A 16,511-nucleotide genomic window follows, 5' to 3' on the forward strand; every position below is an offset into this window, starting at 1 on the left:
AATTTTGTTAGTTACTAATATTTCATTTTTATCAGTCCCCGGGTTTTCATCCAAGCAAACGTTTAAGAGTGAGCGCTCAAGTGTTAGACTACGCGCTTGATCATTTAGCAGTACCAGCGAGTCAAACGGCTCGGAACGGGCACATAGGCGCGAATACGCTATCCTTCAGGTACTGGCAAAACGAAAGACGAGATGGGTATGAAACATACAGTAGAAGTGATGATTTCTGAGCAAGATGTTCAGGCGCGAGTAAATGAGCTGGGCAAGCAGATCACCGAGCACTACCAAGGAAGTGAAGACTTGGTGTTGGTTGGATTGCTGCGTGGTTCGTTTGTCTTTATGGCCGACTTAGCGCGCCAAATTGACCTGACGCATCAAGTGGATTTCATGACGGCTTCTAGCTACGGCAATACCATGGAAAGCTCACGCGATGTTCGCATCTTGAAAGATCTCGATGACGACATTAAAGGCAAGGATGTGCTGATTATTGAAGACATTATCGATACAGGCAACACACTCAACAAAATCAAAGAAATTTTGTCGCTGCGTGAACCTAAATCGATCGCCATCTGTACGCTGCTTGATAAGCCTTCGCGTCGCGAAGTCGAGGTGCCTGTGGATTGGATTGGTTTCTCAATTCCGGATGAGTTTGTAGTTGGTGTTGGGATTGACTACGCGCAAAAGTATCGCCATCTTCCATACATCGGTAAAGTGGTACCACAGGAATAAAGTGGTCACTCATAAACTGACAACACGACATTGAACAATGCCCGCGATTGCGGGCATTGTTGTTATTAGGCTATGTGTGTCAATGAACTTAGCGACACAAGAGTTTTTGTTCTGGGTTGAGGATCGCTTCCATCGCTTTCTGATAAGAGTCATCGACCGATTCTCTTGAGCTTGAACGCACGCCCAAATACTCCAGTTTACCGTCGCCAATCCCATACACAACACCGTGGATTTCCACATCCTGACCGCGCTCCCACGCATTTTGCATAATGGTCGAGTTGCCCAAATTGTACACTTGCTCCGCAACGTTGATTTCACCCAGCTTGTCCGCTTGATCCTCTAACGGCATGCCATCAAGGTAGTGACGATGCTTAAAGTAGAGATCGCGAATATGCAGTAGCCAGTTGTTAATCAGGCCAAGTTGCGGATTGTCGATCGCCGCTTTCACCCCGCCGCAGCCATAGTGACCACACACGATAATGTGCTTCACCTTCAACACATCCACCGCGTATTGCACCACAGACAAACAGTTGAGGTCGGTGTGAATGACTTGGTTTGCCACATTTCGATGAACGAAGAGCTCACCAGAGTACAACCCGGTTAGGCGCTCTGCTGGGACACGGCTGTCTGAACAGCCAATCCACAAGAAACCTGGGCTCTGTCCTTGTTCCAATTGAGTAAAATATTCAGGTCGCTCGGCTTTGATCGACTCTGACCACTTAGAGTTATTATCAAATAACTGTTTAATCTCTGGCATCTTACTTATCAATCCTAAAAAAATGTTTCATCACTATACATAATGTTACAAATTCATACTCGTAAAAAATCAGTAAAAAGGCACTCATCTGACGAGTTTAGGGATGAAAATACATAAACTTAGTCGAGATCCTAACAAACAGTTATAAAGTAGTCGGAATGTGATACCAATTACTGTTACTGCTGAGGGGTAACATTTGTTAGAGTGATGTTTTTGCGGCATTTCGCCTCAATAATCTGATTTTTCACGTCAGATAGTAGCATAAATTTTATGGTTATTGGTTTTCCACTTGGTATTCACGCGCTGAAGCCAAGTGGTGAAAGATGTTGTTAAGCATGGAGCAAGGTTGTGCTTGGAAATCGATTTGAAGATATCAATATTAAAGGCGATCTGTTTGGCGGTGTGACCACTGCGATCATTTCTCTGCCACTCGCACTGGCGTTTGGTGTGGCGTCAGGCGCTGGCGCTGAGGCGGGTTTATGGGGGGCGATCATGGTCGGTCTGTTCGCTGCCCTGTTCGGTGGTTCGAATACTTTAATCTCAGAGCCGACGGGTCCAATGACAGTGATCATGACCGCCGTTCTCACCAGCATGATGGCCAAATACCCTGAAACGGGTATGGCGATGACCTTCACCGTGGTGATGATGGCGGGCGCATTCCAGATCTTGATTGGAACATTAAAGCTCGGAAAATACGTCACTTTGATGCCATATAGCGTGATCTCCGGGTTTATGTCGGGTATTGGCGTGATCTTGATTATCCTTCAGCTCTCGCCGTTATTGGGGCATGCCGCCCCTGCGGGTGGTGTGGTTGGCACGCTTTCCGCTTTGCCTGACACTTTGGCCAACATGAAATTCAGTGAGCTGCTTCTTGGCGCGTTGACCTTGGCCATTCTGTTCTTTTTCCCTAAACAGTATCGCAAATATGTCCCTGCGCAGTTGGTTGCGCTTGTGGCGGTGACCTTGCTCTCCGTCGTACTGTTTGAGCCTGACGCGATTCGTCGAATTGGTGAAATTCCTGCGGGGCTGCCTTCTCTGGTGATGCCACATATCGATCCCTCGATGCTGGTGGAAATGGTGATAGACGCCTTGGTACTGGGCACGCTGGGCTGTATCGATACCTTGCTGACTGCGGTTATCGGTGACTCGCTCACGCGTAAAGAGCACGACTCCGACAAAGAGCTCCGAGGTCAGGGCCTTGCCAACATGGTCTCAGGTCTTTTTGGTGCTCTGCCGGGGGCGGGCGCAACCATGGGCACGGTGACCAACATTCAAGTGGGGGCACGTTCTCCGCTCTCAGGCGTGATTCGAGCACTGATTTTGGCCTTAGTGGTTTTGGTGGCGAGTGGCTTAACCGAACCTATTCCGATGGCGGTGTTGGCTGGTATTGCGGTGTATGTCGGATTTAACATTCTTGACTGGAGTTTTATCCAGCGTGCGCACAAGGTTAGCTTTCCGGGCATGGCCGTCATGTATGGTGTGATGCTGTTGACGGTGTTTGTGGATTTGATTGTCGCCGTGGGGCTAGGAGTGTTTATCTCCAACATTATCATCATCGAACGCCTTAGCCGCGAGCAAGCGAGACAGGTCAAAGCAATCAGTGATGCGGACCAAGACGATGTACCACTGACTGACAGCGAGCGCGCCTTACTCGATAAAGCCAACGGTAAAGTGCTGTTCTTCTATCTCTCCGGTCCGATGATTTTCAGTGTCTCTAAAGCGATTTCGCGTCAACACAGCAGTATCTCTGACTATCAAGCGATGATCTTGGATTTGACCGATGTACCTATGATTGATGTCACCGTCGGGCTTGCGTTGGAAAACGCCATCAAAGACGCATTGGACGCCAAATGTCAGGTTTACTTGCTCTGCCCGAACGAAAATACCCGTCAGCAACTTGAGAAGTTCCACGTGATTGATCTCGTGCCAAGTGACAACACCTTTAAGTTCCGTTACGAAGCACTGAAAGCCGCGCTGAAACATGTCGATGAGACACCGGAAATCGGTTATTCGATCTAATTGACACTCGGTGTACGTTCCCCATTCGCCTTACGCAGTGGGGAGCTTATCCGGTGCGAATCCCCCCTTCCTATCACGTTCCATTTTCACTCTATATGTTTTCGCTATAACTTCTGATTTCTATATTTCCAAAAAAGTCGAAAGGTTTAATTGTAATCAACCGCGTTCGTCGATACACTGATTAGCATTCATCGCCCCAATTCTGAGGCGATAAGCAAGACCAACAGGTACAGACAACCATTATGTATGCACTAGAAATAGACCAGCTACGTAAAACGTACGCCGGTGGCTTTGAAGCGCTCAAAGGAATCAGCTTACAGGTCAAAAAAGGGGATTTTTACGCCTTGCTTGGGCCCAATGGTGCGGGTAAATCCACCACTATTGGCGTCATCTCGTCATTGGTTAACAAGACTTCGGGCACGGTGAAAGTGTTCGGTTATGACATTGATACCGATCTTGAGCTCGCCAAACAAAACTTAGGCTTGGTTCCGCAAGAGTTTAACTTTAACCAGTTTGAAACCGTTGAGCAGATCGTATTGCAGCAGGCCGGGTATTACGGTGTGCCCAAGTCATTAGCCAAAGAGCGGGCGAAAACGTATCTCACTAAGCTCGATTTGTGGGAAAAACGCGCCGAGCGAGCGCGCAACCTGTCGGGTGGCATGAAGCGCCGTTTGATGATCGCCCGTGCGCTGATGCACGAGCCACAACTCTTGATTCTCGACGAGCCGACCGCCGGCGTTGATATCGAGCTGCGCCGTTCGATGTGGCAGTTCTTGAAAGAGATCAACCAAGAGCAGGGCATCACCATTATTCTGACCACGCACTACCTCGAAGAAGCGGAAATGTTGTGTCGCAATATTGGCATCATCAGTAAAGGTGAGTTGATTGAAAACACCACCATGAAATCCTTGCTGAGTAAGCTGACGGTGGAAACCTTTATCCTGGATCTGCAAGAGGGCGTCGAGGTTGCGCCATTGGAGGGCGTGATTCGTCAGCAGCTCACGGCGGGCTCTTTGGAGATTGAGATCGACAAGTCGCAAGGTTTGAACGACATCTTCAGTCAATTGAGTGAGCAAGGTGTCACGGTTCAGTCAATGCGCAACAAAGCGAACCGTTTGGAAGAGCTGTTCGTGACCATCGTTAGAGAGGGGGCGAAGTAATGCTTCAGTTGTATTGGACGGCGTTTTGCAGTCTGTTAACCAAAGAGATCAACCGCTTTACCCGTATCTGGGTGCAAACCTTAGTGCCGCCAGCGATCACCATGACGCTCTATTTCATTATCTTTGGTAGCTTGATTGGTTCGCGTATTGGGGAAATGAACGGCTTTAGCTACATGGAGTACATTGTACCGGGTTTGATTATGATGTCGGTCATCACTAACTCTTACTCGAATGTCGCCTCGTCGTTTTTCAGTGCCAAATTTCAGCGCAATATTGAAGAGCTGTTGGTCGCGCCAGTGCCTAACTATGTGATCATTCTAGGCTTTGTGATGGGCGGCGTGGTGCGTGGGCTATTGGTTGGCACTATCGTCACCTTTGTGTCACTGCTGTTTGTTGATCTGCAAGTGGAGCACTGGGGGATCATCATCGCGACAGTATTCATGACCTCGGTGGTGTTCGCTTTAGGGGGATTGATAAATGCCGTCTACGCGAAAACCTTTGATGACATCTCTATCATCCCGACGTTTGTTTTGACGCCGTTAACCTACTTGGGTGGCGTGTTCTATTCGATCAGCTTGTTGCCTGAGTTTTGGCAAGGGGTATCGAAGATAAACCCCATCGTCTACATGGTAAACGCTTTCCGTTACGGATTCTTGGGTGTGTCTGATGTGGGTATTGTCACCTCTTTTGGGGTCTTGAGTGTGTTTGTGTTGGCCTTGTATGGCGTGGCACACTACCTCGTCACTAAAGGCATCGGATTGCGTTCTTAAACCGAGATGACTCTTTTAGTGGAACAAAAAAGAGCGGAATAAAAAAGGTTGGCGAAATGCCAACCTTTTTACGTTCTGCGATTTACGTACCGGCAATTATGCTTTGCTCGACTCGGCGCTCTCGCTGGTCGCTTCATCTTCGTTGCCACTGGCTTCCGATGAGGAGTTTAACTCGACCACTTGGTTGTCGATAAGGCGAGCCTTACCCAAAAAGGCCGACATCAAGATCACCGCTTGGGTGGTCTCTGTGGTGATTGCTTGCAGGGTGCGTGCATCTCGAATGAAGATCTCATCCGGTTGCAGGCCTGCGGCGCGGAGCTGATCGCTCGCATCTTCAATGATCGATGCGTAGTCATCGCGTCCGCCACGCATGGCACTGCTGATCCAGCGCATCGTGCGTGCTAATACTGGGGCGAGTTGACGCTCTTCAAGCGTCAGCAAGCCGTTGCGTGAACTCATGGCCAATCCGTCCATCTCACGCACGGTCGGTACACCAATGATCTCAATATCCATCGCCAGATCGAGCGTCATCTTACGAATGACCGCCAACTGTTGGAAATCTTTTTCACCAAAGCAGGCAACGTCAGGCTGAACGATGTTGAACAGCTTGGTCACCACAGTCGCAACCCCTTTAAAGTGCCCAGGACGTGAAGCACCTTCAAGAATGGTGGATAAACCTGGGACATCGACCGATGTCTGTTTATCGAGCCCTTCAGGGTAGATGGTCTCAGGTGTCGGCGTAAAGACCACTTCGACCGCTTCACCGCTGAGTTTGGCTAAATCGTCGTCGAGTGTGCGCGGATAGTTATTGAGATCATCCGCTCTATCAAACTGCATGGGGTTAACAAAAATACTCACCACCACCACATCGGCGTTTTCACGCGCTTTGCGCACTAGCGTCAGGTGACCTTCGTGTAAATTGCCCATAGTGGGAACAAAAGCAACCCGACGGCCATCACGCTTATACTGTTTGATTTGCTCTCTAAGAGCGGCAATATCAGCAAAAGTTTGCATGGGTTTGATCCTTAAGCAATCGTGTGAGCGTCATCTGGGAACGCACCACTCTCTACATCCTCTTTGTATTTCGCTACAGCTTTACGCATGTCGCCCGTTTCGGCAAGGAAGTTTTTCGAGAACTTAGGCATGTAATTGGCTGAAATACCGAACATATCGTGCATAACGAGGATCTGACCATCGGTCACATTGCCCGCACCAATACCAATCACTGGCACATCACACACTTCGGTAATGCGTCTTGCCAGCTCGGCAGGAACACACTCTAGCAAGATGATTTGTGCGCCCGCTTCTTGAAGCGCAAGCGCATCACGCACCATGCGATCGGCTTTGTCTTGCTCACGACCTTGCACTTTGAATCCGCCAAAAATATTGACAGATTGCGGCGTCAAGCCAAGGTGCGCACACACAGGTACGGCGCGCTCAGTCAGCATTTTTACGGTTTCAACTAACCAGTCGCCACCTTCGATTTTGACCATGTTTGCCCCGGCACGCATCAGCGTTGCGGCGTTTTCACACGCTTGTTCCGGTGTGGCATAGCTCATGAAAGGCATGTCCGCCATCAGTAGGCAGTTTGGGCTGCCCGCACGTACGCAGCGAGTATGGTAAGCCACTTCATCAACTGTGACTGGCAGTGTACTGGTCGTGCCTTGCAATACCATACCAAGGGAATCACCCACCAAAAGAACAGGCATTTCCTGACTTTCAAATAACTGCGCAAAGCTGGCATCGTACGCCGTCGAGGTGGCGAACTTGCGGCCTTCCTGCTTCCATTTCATCAAGTCATTAATCGAGATTTTTTTCATTTTTCTTTCCTTACCATGAGGGTGGCAGGCGCAATCATTGAGACGACTGCCATTGACGCAGGCCGTTTCTGTCTACTTGCTTGAGCAGTTCAGAGAGCCTGGCCCCATCTGGGAGCGTTAAATTTGGTGCGATTTCGGCGAGCGGGTAGAGAACGAATTCTCTCTCTTTCATTCCATAGTGAGGAAGCGTTAATCGCTCGGAATCCATCACCTCATTGCCGTAAAGAATGATATCGAGATCTAAGGTTCTTGGTCCCCAGCGTTCATCTTTACGGACACGCCCTTGAGATTGTTCAATCGCTTGGGTGCAATCGAGCAGTTCAATGGGCGTTAATCCGGTTTCAATCGCCACCACGGCATTGATGTAATCCGGCTGATCTTGTGGCCCCATAGGGCTACTGCTGTAGAGCGCGGAGGTGGCGATAAAGCGCGATTTTGGCAGCGATTTGAGCGCTTCGATGGCCTCATTCGCTTGGGTCACAGGATCAGACAAATTGCTGCCGACAGCAATGTATGCGGTGATCATGACGACGCCTTGCTGCGCTTTTTACGGTTGGTTCTGCGGCGACGTGTTTTAGGCTCGCCGGTCTCATTGGCATCGAGGTCAGCGACCATGGCTTGACGCATATTGCGCCCCGCATTTTGAAAGGTCTCCCACCATTTGGCCAGCGCTAAGGTCTCCCCTTGCTCGACTTCACCGCGCATCTCTAGGAAATCAAAGCCAGCGCGGAACTTGTTAAGCTCAAGCAGGCGGAACGCACGCTTGCCATTGCGGCGCGGCATACGCAGTTGCAATTGCCAGATCTCACGAATGGTTGCAGTGTGACGACGAGGAATCGCGATGGTGCGCACTTGCTCATCGAGCACTAGGTTGCTCGCTTCCATAATGGCGTCATACTCAGAGAGCTTTTGCTTTTCCATCAACAGAGCGGCTTTTTCTTGCAACGGGTACCACAGCATCGCCGCGAACATAAAGGCAGGGTTGATGCGCTTACCTTCTTCAATGCGCTGATCGGTAGAGTCGAGTACCAGATCCAGCATCTGCTCGGTTGGAGACGAGTAATCTTCGGTAAAGTACTGCGCAATGGTCGGGAAGAGTTGCTGGAACAGGTTGTACTCACGCATCAAGTGATACGTCTCTAAGCCATAGCCCGATTGCAGCATCTTGAGTGACTCTTCATACAAGCGCGCAGCAGGGATGTCTTGAAGAAGGTGCGCCAACTCTTCAATTGGGGCTGCGGTCTCTTCTTCGATATCAAAGTCCAGCTTCACCGCAAAGCGAATCGCGCGCAACATACGCACAGGATCTTCGCGATAGCGTGTGTCGGGATCGCCAATCAAGCGAATCAGCTTATCTTCGAGGTCTTCCATGCCGCCCGCGTAGTCGTGAATCGAGTAGTCGCTGATGTTGTAGTACATCGCGTTCACGGTGAAATCGCGGCGCTCAGCGTCTTCATCGACAGTGCCGTAGACGTTATCGCGCAGCAACATCCCTTCTTTCGATTGTTGAGAGACGTTTTTGCTTGGCTCTTGGTGATGACCGCGGAACGTCGCCACCTCGATGATGTCTCGACCAAACATGATATGCGCGAGACGAAAACGTCGACCGATTAAGCGACAGTTTTTAAACTGCTGGCGGATTTGTTCCGGGGTCGCATTGGTGGCGATATCAAAATCTTTGGGTGATTGATTAAGCAGCAGATCGCGAACACCTCCTCCTACGAGGTAGGCGTCATAGCCTGCACCATGAAGACGGTATAGCACCTTCAATGCATTATCGCTGATCTGTTTGCGTGAGATATTATGCTCTTGGCGAGTAATAATATTTAACGAAAGCTGCGGATAAACTTGAGTTTCGTTGGGTGTATCGTCGTTTTTATTCATGTGCTTCTAGCTGTTATTCGGTGTTTGCCTAGTCAGGTTGATGTTCCAATCCGTATGCAGATTGCGTGCTGAGCCTTGGTTTTCCTTAGGCGTTGCAGTCATGTTCAGCCCAATTCGGCGCGAATTTGCGGCTAATGATAGCCTACGGGGAGCGGTTTGAGAATATGGGTGTGATCTCGATCGGCTGAGGGAGTGCCTCAATCGACCAATTCTCCACGCCCCAAGCGATGATCTCTTCCACGCTCCCAGAGAAGAGTTCTGGCTTCATTGGTAAACCCAAAAAGCGCATCGCATCGAGCAGCGCGGGTATCGGGTCTTGTAGGTCAATCGCCGGCGCATGGTTCTGTTTCGATAGCTTTTGCCCGTTATCACCGATGGCGAGCGGCAAGTGCAAATAGCTCACCGGTGTTTGTCCGAGCAATTTATACAGGCTGATTTGTCTGCCTGTGGGCTCAATCAAATCGGCGCCGCGCACCACTTGAGTCACGCCTTGCTCGATATCATCCAATACTACCGCAAGGTTATAGGCAAAATAGCCATCGCGACGTTTGATAATAAAATCTTCATCTGCGAGCGCGCGTGGGATGTCAATGGTGCCATGTTTGAGGTCGTCAAACTGATACGTTGGCTGGGACATGGTGAGCCTGACTGCGCACGATGTGGCGTCGCTCAACGCTTTGTCACGGCAAGTGCCCGAGTAAAAGCCGCCCGTCGCTTTGATTTGTTTGCGCGTGCACTGACACAAATAGGCATCGCCGCTGCGTCGCCAACGGTCAATTTGCGCTTGATAAGCGTCTAAACGCTGGCTTTGGTAAAGGATCTGACCATCCCAATGCAGACCATACGCTTCTAAGGTTCTCAGGATGAGATCGGCTGCCCCTGGCACCTCTCGTGGAGGGTCAAGGTCTTCGATGCGTACCAGCCACTGCCCTTGCTGCGCTTTGGCTTGAAAGTAACTGCCGAGGGCAGCAACCAATGAGCCAAAATGGAGCGGGCCTGAGGGGGAGGGAGCAAAACGGCCAATCATATTCGTCATAGATAAAAACCAAAAAGGGAGCCAATGCTCCCTTAATGTATACCCTAAGTGACTAGGATACAGCGGGTGATGCAGGATTAACCTTGCATCTGCTTCTCTTTGATCTCTGCAAGTGTTTTACAGTCAATACAAAGGTCAGCGGTAGGACGAGCTTCTAGACGACGGATGCCAATCTCGATGCCACAAGATTCGCAGAAGCCAAAATCATCTTCTTCGATCTTGTTTAGCGTTTTCTCAATCTTCTTGATCAAGCGACGCTCACGGTCACGGTTGCGAAGTTCTAGGCTAAATTCTTCTTCTTGTGAAGCGCGGTCAACGGGATCTGGGAAATTGGCGGCTTCGTCCTGCATGTGGTGCACAGTGCGATCAACTTCTTCCCTGAGCTGGTTACGCCAAGCTGTCAAAATTTTTGTAAAATGAGCCATTTGCTCAGGTGACATGTACTCTTCACCTGCTTTTTCTTGGTATGGCTCAACCCCTGCAATGGCTAGGATGCCTAGCGCTTTTTTCTTTGATTCTGGCATGCAGCATCTCCTACTAACACCTAGTCAACTGCGCTCTGCAGTTAATTTTAAGGCGGGTATCTATAGCAAAAAGAATCAACCGAGGCAAATACTAGAGATGAAACTTACAATCAATGTGAAGGCGACATCATTTTTTGCCCCTAGCACCGAAAATTGAGCGGCTCTACTAGTGCTATCTCATCCTCGTTGAGCGTGGCCTTGTAGCACAAGACTTCCACCCCGTTTTCTATTGCTGTTTTGAGTAATTGTGAATAATCGGCGTCTATATGGTGGGCAGGAGAGACTTTTTCAATACCTGAATGTAAAACGGTGAATAAAAGTACCGCTCTGCTTCCACTTTGTGCCATCTCGGTCAGTTCTCTTAGGTGCTTTTGACCACGTGTTGTCACGGCGTCAGGAAAGTACCCTTGTCCCTTTTGCTGATTCTGCGCTTCATCCAACAGGGTGACACTTTTCACTTCTATATAGCAGTTTGGTTGGGATTGTGCAGAGAGCAAGATATCAATCCGACTATTTTCACTGCCATACTTCTGCTCAGTTTGAAGTCGCTCATAGCCTTGCAGCTCTTTGATGGTGCCATTTTCAATCGCTTCGACAGCTAATGCGTTGGCGCGCGCGGTGTTAATACAGATGCGATGCTGCTGCGCGGTTTGAGTCAACTCCCAACTGTTGGGGTACTTGCGTTTTGGGTTGTCTGAGGTCGAATACCACACAGGATTACCCGGCGTGGCGCAACCTGTCATTGCTCCTGTGTTGGCGCAGTGAATGGTCCGCTCACTGCCATCGGGCAGGGTGACGTCGGCGAGAAAGCGTTTATAGCGCTGGATGAGTGTGGCGCGTTGCAAAGAGGGGGAAAACTTCATAACTAAGACTTAACAGAGTGAGAGAGTTAGGATCAGTACTGTTTTTATGTACAATTGAGCTCTCAATTAGAGCATAAGGTTTCTCCATTGTCACAACTGCCGATTCAAGACGTGATGCCCGAGCTTCTCGCAGGCGTCGCGCATCACGCTCAACTGATCCTCAAAGCGGCGCCGGGTGCCGGTAAATCGACCTACTTTCCACTGCAGCTGCTCAACGCAGGCATTGTGCAGGGAAAAATCATCATGTTAGAGCCCAGGCGCTTGGCGGTGAGAAATATCGCGCACTATTTGGCGAAGCAATGTGGGGAGCGGGTTGGACAAACCGTCGGCTATCGGATGCGCGGTGAAAGTAAAGTCAGCCAATCGACACAGCTTGAAATTGTCACCGAAGGCATCTTAACACGCATGATCCAGTCCGATCCTGAGCTGAGCGGCGTTGATATGATCATCTTTGATGAGTTTCACGAACGCAGCTTGCACGCCGACACCGCGTTGACGCTCTGCCTCGAGATTCAGCAAGCGCTGCGCGACGATTTAAAGCTTGTGGTGATGTCGGCGACGCTCGACCAGCGAGCGCTGCAAACCATCATGCCTGACGCGGCGTATGTGGAATCGCACGGGCGAAGCTACCCGATTGAGTATCGCTACCAGCCCCTTAAGCCGAATCAAGGGCTAGAAGAGGCGATGGCGAAGCAGATCCGCCACCTGATGGCGACCGAGTCTGGTTCGTTGCTGGCGTTTCTCCCTGGTGTTGCTGCTATCCGGCGCGTGGCGCAGCGTCTTGAAGATTTGGGCGAGGGTATCCTCGTCTGCCCTTTATATGGTCAGCTCAGTTTTAACGAGCAGCAAGCGGCGATCGCACCGGCGCCGCGACGTAAGGTGGTTCTGGCGACCAACATTGCTGAAACCTCACTGACCATTGAAGGCATTCGTCTAGTCGTCGACAGCGGCGTCGAGCGCATTGCCAAGTGTGATAGCCGCACAGGCATTACTAAATTGGAGCAAGTTCGGATTGCCAAATCCTCCGCCGAGCAGCGCGCGGGTCGCGCAGGGCGTATTGAGCCCGGACTGTGCGTGCGCCTGTACAGTGAAAGTCAACTGAGTCAGCAGCCGGATGTGCCCGCGCCAGAGATGCAGCATGCCGATCTCTCCGGTCTTGCGATGGAACTGGCGCAGTGGGGAACACAAGACAGCGATGAGCTGACCTGGCTGACCCCGCCACCCAAAGTCGCGTTGGCGCAGGCGCGTCAATTGCTACGATCACTCGGCCTACTCAATGATCAGGCATTATTAACCGCGCAAGGTCAGCGCGCCTGTGCGCTTGGATTGGAGCCGAGACTGGCGGCGATGTTACTCCACAGTGACGAGCAGCGTTGGCAGCAAAGCGCCGTATGGGTAGCGGCGTTACTGGAAGAGCCAGAGCGTCACACGCTCGACTTTCGCACCAGCGTTTGGCGTTTACGCCAAGGCCAACACAGCAAGCAAAAAGTGGTCAGTGCGCGCGCGGCGGCGCTAGCGAAGATGCTCGCCATCACAGCGCCATTGGCGGCGTTAGATGATGCCCTTGTCCCGGTCGCCCTAGCCTGTGCCTATCCTGACCGCATTGCGCAGCAACGCAGCAGCGGCACCGGTACCTTCTTGCTCGCCAATGGTCATGGCGCACAGCTCGATGACAGCGAACCGCTTGCCGATGCGCCGTATTTGGTGGTGATTGACTTACTACGCAGCCAATCGGACGCGTCACGTATTCACCTTGCGCAAGCCTGTGAGGTCTCGGTACTTGAGCAGCATTGTCCGTCGTTATTTACTGATCATGACTGGGTTGATTGGGATGAGAAAAAAGGTCGCTTAGTCGCCGAGAAACAGAAGAAGCTCGGCGCGCTCGTGGTGTCTCGAACCTCAATGGCAACGCCAGATAAAGAAAAAATGACACAAGCTTTACTGAGCTATGTACGTCGTAAAGGCTTGTCTGTATTAGAGTGGTCTGATCGCGCGCGTGACACGCTAGAGCGCATTCGCTGCGCTGCGCACTGGCTGCCAGAGCACGATTGGCCAGATTGCTCTGAGGATAGCTTATTGGCGACTCTAGAGCACTGGCTTGAGCCGTACATGAATCAGGTTACGTCGGTAAAGCAGTTGGCATCGATATCGATAGAGCAAGCGCTGCTGGCCTATTTGGGCTGGCCGTTAAATCAGCAGTTGGATGAGTGGTTGCCTACACACTACACGCTGCCAACGGGCACACGAGCGCGGATTCGTTATCAAGATGGACAAGAGCCCGTGCTGTCGGTTCGGATTCAAGAAGTGTATGGCGAGCAGACGTCGCCACGCATTGCCGACGGTCGCAAAACCTTAGTATTGGAGCTGCTCTCTCCCGCACGCAGACCATTACAGATCACCCGAGATCTCGCAGGGTTCTGGGCAGGCAGCTACGTGGAAGTACAAAAAGAGATGAAGGGGCGCTACCCCAAACACGTTTGGCCGGATGATCCTGCCAATCATGTGGCAACGACGAAAACCAAAAAACACCTGTCATCATAGTGATTAGGGTAAAGGAAAGAATGAGTAAAAAGAGAACAACAGAGAGTAGAGATAATCAGGGACGTCGCCGTAAGTCTCGCGTAACCAAAGCCTCTGGCAAGCGTGCAAAAAAGGCCGCAAAACCTACATCCTCAAAGCGTGCATGGTGGAAAACTCTATGGGGCCTAACATGGAAGCTCGCCTTGGCTGGGTTTGCCTTACTACTGGTGGTGGGCATCTATCTCGATAGCTTGGTTAAACAGAAATTTGAAGGTCAGCTGTTCTCTTTGCCGACGGTGGTGTATGCGCGTATTTTGCATCTCGCGCCGGGTGACAACATTTCGATTCAAGAAGTACGTAATGAGCTGGATGTGCTCAATTATCGCAAAGTGCGTCAACCTCAATACCCGGGTGAGTATTCCTCTTCTTCGAGCAAGATTGAGCTGATTCGTCGGCCTTTTGAGTTCTCTGATGGCCCAGAGCCTGACCGCCACGTCATGCTGCATTTTGATGCGTCAAGCCTGCAAAGGATCCAATCGTTAGAAAAGCCGGGGGATTTGGGCTACTTGCGCATTGAGCCGAAAATGCTGGGTATGCTTGAAAAAAATCAAGATGAGCAGCGGCTGTTTATCAAGCGGGTCGATTTTCCGGAAGTGATGATCGACGCGCTGCTCGCAACAGAAGACAGGCAGTTCTATCAGCACGATGGAGTGTCACCGCTGGCGATCGCGCGTGCTTTGGTGGCCAACGTGAAAGCGGGGCGGACCGTGCAAGGCGGCAGTACTCTGACTCAGCAGTTAGCCAAAAACCTCTTTTTATCGAGCGATCGCACCTTATGGCGCAAAATGAGAGAGGCGTACATTGCCCTGATTCTCGATTACCGTTACAGCAAAGACCGCATTTTGGAAGCGTACCTTAATGAAGTCTATTTAGGTCAAAGCCGCGGTGAAGCGATTCACGGCTTTGGTTTGGCGTCGCGTTTTTATTTCGGCCAACCGATTCAAGAGCTGAGAATTGATCAACTGGCGTTGTTGGTCGGCATGGTGAAAGGCCCGTCGTATTACAACCCGCAACGCTACCCAGAGAGGGCGAAAGAGCGTCGAGATCTGGTGCTGCGCTTAATGATGCAACAAGGCACGCTGACGGCGAGCGAGTTTGATGCCGCTGCTAGCCGACCACTGGATTTACAAGCAACGCCACAAATTGCTAGTCGTCAGCCCGCTTATTTTCAGCAAGTGAGCATTGAGCTCAAAGAGAAGCTTGGAGAGCGATTCCAGGGCGACAGCGGCCTGCGCGTATTTACCTCACTTGACCCTGTCTCGCAGCATCAATTGGAGCGTGCCGTGGCCTCTAAGGTAACGCAATTGGCAACGGTGGCGGGCGATGAATTAGAGGGCGCAGCGGTGGCGGTGGATCGACACACCGGCGAAATTCGCGCGATGGTCGGTGGCAAGCGCACCGGCTTTGATGGCTTTAACCGAGCCTTGAACGCGAAGCGGCAAATTGGCTCATTGGCAAAACCTGCGGTCTATTTGGCGGCGCTCAATCAGCCGGAAAAATACACCTTAGCCACCACGCTGCATGACAAGCCGATTACGCTCAAGGGCAGTCAAGGTAACGTCTGGTCGCCGCGCAATTACGACCGAGAATATCGCGGTGATGTGCCGCTCTATCTGGCGCTGGCCAAATCGCTCAATGTGCCGACGGTGGAGCTGGGTATGCAAGTGGGCATAGAGAAGGTCATCAACACCTTTGAGCAGCTTGGCGTGCCACGTGAAGAGATTCGCCCGGTGCCTTCGATGTTCTTAGGCTCATTCAGTCTCACCCCGTTTCAGGTGGCGCAGATGTACCAAACCTTAACCAACTCGGGCCGATACGCGAAGCTCTCTGCGCTGCGTTCGGTGTTAAACCTTGAAGGGCAGGTGCTGTATGAGTCCCTGCCTAGCGCGTCACAGCGAGTCGATCAACAAGCGGCCTGGCTGACCACTTATGCGATGAAAATCGGCGTTACCGAAGGCACTGGCCGCTATCTCAATAGTCAGTTTTCTCAAGCGGCGCTGGCGGGAAAAACCGGTACCAGTAATGATACGCGTGACAGTTGGTTTGTCGGTGTTGATGGGCGAGAGGTAACCACGGTTTGGCTTGGTCGAGACGACAATACACCGACCAAACTGACGGGCTCGAGCGGCGCATTACGTGTCTACGCCGATTACTTATCGCAGCGTATTCCGCAGCCATTGAGCCTGCCATGGCCCCAAGGCATCACAACGTTAGGTTTTGCTGGGCGAGAGTCGGGTAGCTTGGCGCTGGATTGTCGTAACGACTTTAAGTTGCCCGTGTGGGATAACACAGGTCAGCTCAAACAACAGTGTGATAAAGCGTCGGCATCCTGGATCAATCGACTCTTTGACTGGTAAGGTCAGATGGGT

At 51.2% G+C, this 16,511-nt stretch carries 14 protein-coding genes; 6 read left to right on the forward strand and 8 right to left on the reverse strand.

The genetic code is table 11. The annotated features are described in order from the left end of the window. Positions 1 to 198: 198 nt before the first annotated feature. Positions 199 to 729: a hypoxanthine phosphoribosyltransferase gene (gene hpt, locus AC6R0L_RS12430; protein ID WP_334553906.1), complete on the forward strand. Its 531-nt coding sequence runs from the start codon at positions 199 to 201 to the stop codon at positions 727 to 729. An 88-nt stretch (positions 730 to 817) separates the two neighbouring features. On the opposite strand, the gene can is transcribed toward hpt, so the two are convergent. Next, positions 818 to 1,486 (reverse strand): carbonate dehydratase, encoded by a 669-nt coding sequence (gene can, locus AC6R0L_RS12435; RefSeq protein ID WP_334553908.1) that lies wholly within the window; start codon positions 1,484 to 1,486, stop codon positions 818 to 820. Between the two features lie 348 nt (positions 1,487 to 1,834). On the opposite strand from can, the gene AC6R0L_RS12440 reads away from it, so the two are divergent. The 3 genes from AC6R0L_RS12440 to AC6R0L_RS12450 all read left to right on the forward strand — a co-directional run bounded on the left by AC6R0L_RS12440 (position 1,835) and on the right by AC6R0L_RS12450 (position 5,435). Then, entirely contained in the window at positions 1,835 to 3,505 is a 1,671-nt protein-coding gene (locus tag AC6R0L_RS12440; protein WP_334553910.1) for a SulP family inorganic anion transporter, read from the forward strand. A gap of 242 nt (positions 3,506 to 3,747) precedes the next feature. Next, complete coding sequence (locus AC6R0L_RS12445) at positions 3,748 to 4,665, forward strand: ABC transporter ATP-binding protein (protein ID WP_334553911.1); 918 nt, start codon at positions 3,748 to 3,750, stop codon at positions 4,663 to 4,665. Next, complete coding sequence (locus AC6R0L_RS12450; protein WP_334553913.1) at positions 4,665 to 5,435, forward strand: ABC transporter permease; 771 nt, start codon at positions 4,665 to 4,667, stop codon at positions 5,433 to 5,435. The genes AC6R0L_RS12445 and AC6R0L_RS12450 overlap by 1 nt, the downstream gene beginning before the upstream one ends. Positions 5,436 to 5,531: 96 nt before the next feature. Here the strand turns inward: AC6R0L_RS12450 and panC are convergent, their stop codons facing one another. The 7 genes from panC to sfsA all read right to left on the reverse strand — a co-directional run bounded on the left by panC (position 5,532) and on the right by sfsA (position 11,562). Then, entirely contained in the window at positions 5,532 to 6,449 is a 918-nt protein-coding gene (panC, locus tag AC6R0L_RS12455) for a pantoate--beta-alanine ligase (protein ID WP_487902110.1), read from the reverse strand. An 11-nt stretch (positions 6,450 to 6,460) separates the two neighbouring features. Beyond that, positions 6,461 to 7,255 carry a 3-methyl-2-oxobutanoate hydroxymethyltransferase gene (gene panB, locus AC6R0L_RS12460; RefSeq protein WP_334553917.1) on the reverse strand — a complete coding sequence of 265 codons (795 nt, stop codon included), beginning with the start codon at positions 7,253 to 7,255 and terminating at the stop codon, positions 6,461 to 6,463. A gap of 34 nt (positions 7,256 to 7,289) precedes the next feature. Next, positions 7,290 to 7,781: a 2-amino-4-hydroxy-6-hydroxymethyldihydropteridine diphosphokinase gene (gene folK / locus AC6R0L_RS12465; protein WP_487902109.1), complete on the reverse strand. Its 492-nt coding sequence runs from the start codon at positions 7,779 to 7,781 to the stop codon at positions 7,290 to 7,292. After that, the gene (gene pcnB, locus AC6R0L_RS12470; RefSeq protein WP_487902108.1) at positions 7,778 to 9,139 is read right to left on the reverse strand and encodes a polynucleotide adenylyltransferase PcnB; all 1,362 of its coding nucleotides are present in this window, start codon (positions 9,137 to 9,139) and stop codon (positions 7,778 to 7,780) included. Before pcnB ends, folK begins: the two co-directional genes overlap by 4 nt. A gap of 142 nt (positions 9,140 to 9,281) precedes the next feature. Beyond that, a complete protein-coding gene (gluQRS, locus tag AC6R0L_RS12475) occupies positions 9,282 to 10,175 on the reverse strand; it encodes a tRNA glutamyl-Q(34) synthetase GluQRS (RefSeq protein WP_500629313.1) in 894 nt (297 codons plus the stop codon). A gap of 77 nt (positions 10,176 to 10,252) precedes the next feature. Continuing rightward, on the reverse strand, positions 10,253 to 10,699 hold the full coding sequence (gene dksA / locus AC6R0L_RS12480; protein WP_334553923.1) for an RNA polymerase-binding protein DksA: 447 nt from the start codon (positions 10,697 to 10,699) through the stop codon (positions 10,253 to 10,255). Positions 10,700 to 10,839: 140 nt separating this feature from the next. Beyond that, positions 10,840 to 11,562, reverse strand: a complete 723-nt coding sequence (gene sfsA, locus AC6R0L_RS12485; protein ID WP_500629314.1) for a DNA/RNA nuclease SfsA — start codon at positions 11,560 to 11,562, stop codon at positions 10,840 to 10,842. Between the two features lie 87 nt (positions 11,563 to 11,649). Here sfsA and hrpB point away from each other — a divergent pair, with 87 nt between their 5' ends. After that, positions 11,650 to 14,103 (forward strand): ATP-dependent helicase HrpB, encoded by a 2,454-nt coding sequence (hrpB, locus tag AC6R0L_RS12490; protein ID WP_500629315.1) that lies wholly within the window; start codon positions 11,650 to 11,652, stop codon positions 14,101 to 14,103. Positions 14,104 to 14,123: 20 nt separating this feature from the next. Further along, positions 14,124 to 16,499 (forward strand): penicillin-binding protein 1B, encoded by a 2,376-nt coding sequence (mrcB, locus tag AC6R0L_RS12495; protein WP_500629316.1) that lies wholly within the window; start codon positions 14,124 to 14,126, stop codon positions 16,497 to 16,499. Positions 16,500 to 16,511: the final 12 nt, after the last annotated feature.

The sequence above is a fragment of the Vibrio sp. R15-SG3-ISO1A genome, assembly GCF_059833955.1.

What these genes read in the sequence shown, in the direction of transcription:
- hpt (WP_334553906.1), top strand. Translation starts at nt 199, where the DNA reads ATGAAACATACAGTAGAAGTGATGATTTCTGAGCAAGATGTTCAGGCG.
- can (WP_334553908.1), bottom strand. Translation starts at nt 1,486, where the DNA reads ATGCCAGAGATTAAACAGTTATTTGATAATAACTCTAAGTGGTCAGAG.
- AC6R0L_RS12445 (WP_334553911.1), top strand. Translation starts at nt 3,748, where the DNA reads ATGTATGCACTAGAAATAGACCAGCTACGTAAAACGTACGCCGGTGGC.
- AC6R0L_RS12450 (WP_334553913.1), top strand. Translation starts at nt 4,665, where the DNA reads ATGCTTCAGTTGTATTGGACGGCGTTTTGCAGTCTGTTAACCAAAGAG.
- panC (WP_487902110.1), bottom strand. Translation starts at nt 6,449, where the DNA reads ATGCAAACTTTTGCTGATATTGCCGCTCTTAGAGAGCAAATCAAACAG.
- panB (WP_334553917.1), bottom strand. Translation starts at nt 7,255, where the DNA reads ATGAAAAAAATCTCGATTAATGACTTGATGAAATGGAAGCAGGAAGGC.
- folK (WP_487902109.1), bottom strand. Translation starts at nt 7,781, where the DNA reads ATGATCACCGCATACATTGCTGTCGGCAGCAATTTGTCTGATCCTGTG.
- pcnB (WP_487902108.1), bottom strand. Translation starts at nt 9,139, where the DNA reads ATGAATAAAAACGACGATACACCCAACGAAACTCAAGTTTATCCGCAG.
- gluQRS (WP_500629313.1), bottom strand. Translation starts at nt 10,175, where the DNA reads ATGACGAATATGATTGGCCGTTTTGCTCCCTCCCCCTCAGGCCCGCTC.
- dksA (WP_334553923.1), bottom strand. Translation starts at nt 10,699, where the DNA reads ATGCCAGAATCAAAGAAAAAAGCGCTAGGCATCCTAGCCATTGCAGGG.
- sfsA (WP_500629314.1), bottom strand. Translation starts at nt 11,562, where the DNA reads ATGAAGTTTTCCCCCTCTTTGCAACGCGCCACACTCATCCAGCGCTAT.
- mrcB (WP_500629316.1), top strand. Translation starts at nt 14,124, where the DNA reads ATGAGTAAAAAGAGAACAACAGAGAGTAGAGATAATCAGGGACGTCGC.